General features: G+C 71.7%; 1 pseudogene. It reads left to right on the top strand.

Annotation, left to right across the window (positions count from 1 at the left end):
• Positions 1-67: 67 nt before the first annotated feature.
• Positions 68-2,866, top strand: a pseudogene (gene infB, locus ACWCRB_RS49535) (translation initiation factor IF-2); the annotation flags it as partial.
• Positions 2,867-3,054 lie beyond the last annotated feature (188 nt).

The raw sequence follows: 3,054 nt of genomic DNA, 5'->3' as shown, positions 1-3,054 counted from the left end.
GGCGCGGCCATCGACGCGATGAAGGAGGCGGGCGCCAGCACGATCCCGCCGGTGACCGGGCAGGACGCGAGCGGCACCCACCACGCCGGAGTTCACCGCTCCGCCGTCGGCACCGGTCACGCCGGCCGCCGCACAGGCGCCGCGTCCCACCACCGGTGCCCGTCCCGGCGCCCCGCGTCCCGGTGCCCGTCCCTCGGGTCCCGGTCAGGACCGGGGACCGGGCCAGGACCGCGGTCAGGACCGCGGTCAGGACCGTGGCCAGGGCCGCGGTGAGCGTCCGGGCGCCTCGCGTCCGGGTGGCCAGGGCGCTCCGCGTCCCGGCGGTGCCCGTCCGTCCGGTCCGCGTCCGGGCAACAACCCCTTCACGTCCGGTGGCTCCACCGGCATGGCGCGTCCCCAGGCGCCCCGTCCGCAGGGCGCTCCGCGTCCCGGCGGCCAGGGTGGCCCCGGTGGCGCTCCCGGTGCCGGCGCTCCGCGTCCGCAGGGTGCGGGCGGCGGCCAGGGTGGCGCTCCCCGTCCGCAGGAAGCGGGCGGCGGGCGTCCGAGTCCGGGCGGCATGCCTCGTCCGCAGGGTGGTCCCGGTGGCGCTCCGCGTCCCGGTGGCGGTCCCGGCAGCAACCGTCCCAACCCCGGCATGATGCCGCAGCGTCCCGCTGCGGGCACCCCGCGTCCCGGCGGTGGCCCTGGTGGCCGCGGTCCCGGTGGCGGTGGCGGTCGTCCGGGTGGTCCCGGCGGTGGCGGCGGCGGTCGTCCCGGTGGCGGTGGCGGCGGTTTCGCCGGTCGTCCCGGTGGCGGCGGTGGCGGTTTCGCCGGTCGTCCGGCCGGTCCCGGTGGTGGCGGTGGCGGCGGTTTCGCCGGCCGTCCCGGTGGTCCCGGCGGTGGCGGCGGCGGTCGTCCCGGCTTCGGTGGCCGTCCCGGTGGTCCGGGTGGCCGTGGTGGCACGCAGGGCGCCTTCGGTCGTCCCGGTGGTCCCGCGCGTCGTGGTCGCAAGTCGAAGCGGCAGAGGCGCCAGGAGTACGAGGCCATGCAGGCCCCGTCGGTCGGCGGCGTGATGCTTCCGCGCGGCAACGGACAGTCCGTCCGCCTGTCGCGTGGTGCGTCCCTCACCGACTTCGCCGAGAAGATCGGCGCCAACCCGGCGTCGCTCGTCGGCGTGATGATGAACCTCGGCGAGATGGTCACTGCCACGCAGTCCGTCTCCGACGAGACGCTGAAGCTCCTCGCGGACGAGATGAACTTCGTCCTCGAGATCGTCAGCCCCGAGGAGGAGGACCGCGAGCTGCTCGAGTCCTTCGACATCGAGTTCGGTGAGGACGAGGGTGGCGAGGAGTTCCTCGTCGCGCGTCCGCCGGTCGTGACCGTCATGGGTCACGTCGACCACGGTAAGACCCGCCTCCTCGACACCATCCGCAAGACGAACGTCGTCGCGGGCGAGGCCGGTGGCATCACGCAGCACATCGGTGCGTACCAGGTCGCGACCGAGGTCAACGGCGAAGAGCGCAAGATCACCTTCATCGACACCCCGGGTCACGAGGCGTTCACCGCCATGCGTGCCCGTGGTGCCAAGTCGACCGACATCGCGATCCTCGTGGTGGCGGCCAACGACGGTGTGATGCCCCAGACGATCGAGGCGCTGAACCACGCCAAGGCGGCCGACGTGCCGATCGTGGTCGCGGTCAACAAGATCGACGTCGAGGGCGCGGACCCGACCAAGGTCCGTGGTCAGCTGACCGAGTTCGGTCTGGTGGCCGAGGAGTACGGCGGCGACACGATGTTCGTCGACATCTCCGCCAAGCAGGGCCTCAACATCGAGGCTCTCCTGGAGGCCGTGGTCCTCACCGCGGACGCCTCGCTCGACCTGCGGGCCAACCCGGAGCAGGACGCGCAGGGTATTGCGATCGAGTCCCACCTCGACCGTGGCCGCGGTGCCGTCTCGACGGTCCTGGTCCAGCGCGGCACGCTGCGCATCGGCGACACGATGGTGGTCGGCGACGCTTACGGCCGCGTCCGGGCGATGCTCGACGACAACGGCAACAACGTCGAGGAAGCGACTCCGTCGACTCCCGTCCTGGTCCTGGGTCTCACCAACGTCCCGGGCGCAGGCGACAACTTCCTGGTCGTCGACGAGGACCGTACGGCACGTCAGATCGCCGAGAAGCGGGCGGCGCGCGAGCGCAACGCCAACTTCGCCCGGCGTGGAGTCCGGTTCTCCCTGGAGAACCTGGACGAGGCGCTCAAGGCCGGTCTGGTGCAGGAACTCAACCTCATCATCAAGGGCGACGCGTCCGGTTCGGTGGAGGCTCTCGAGTCCTCGCTGCTCCAGCTCGACGTCGGCGAAGAGGTCGACATCCGCGTCCTGCACCGCGGCGTGGGTGCGGTCACCGAGTCGGACATCGACCTGGCGACCGGCTCCGACGCGATCGTCATCGGCTTCAACGTCCGCGCAGCGGGCCGAGCGGCGCAGATGGCCGAGCGCGAGGGCGTCGACGTCCGCTACTACTCGGTGATCTACCAGGCCATCGAGGAGATCGAGGCAGCCCTCAAGGGCATGCTCAAGCCGGAGTACGAAGAGGTCGAGCTGGGTACGGCGGAGATCCGCGAGGTCTTCCGCTCGTCCAAGCTGGGCAACATCGCCGGTGTGCTGGTCCGCTCCGGCGAGGTCAAGCGCAACACCAAGGCGCGGTTGCTGCGCGATGGCAAGGTCATCGCGGAGAGCCTCACCATCTCCGGTCTGCGTCGCTTCAAGGACGACGTCACCGAGATCCGCGAAGGGTTCGAGGGTGGTATCAACCTCGGCAACTTCAACGACATCAAGGTCGACGACGTCATCGCGACGTACGAGATGCGGGAGAAGCCGCGCGGCTAAGCGGTAGGTAGTGCGTGCAGTCCAGCTGGCCGGCAGGGAGAAACCCCGCCGGCCAGCTGGGCGTCTGCCGGGGGCTGCCGCCCCCAGACCCCCGCTCCGGCCCTGAACGGGCCTTGTCCTCAAACGCCGGACGGGCTGAGATACCCGGGCTTGCCTCGCAGCATCCGCGCCGGTCGCCCCCGCCAACC

The organism is Streptomyces sp. NPDC002156 (assembly GCF_053593675.1).
Note: the sequence above shows the minus strand (reverse complement) of the source record. Positions and strands in the feature narration are given on the sequence as shown.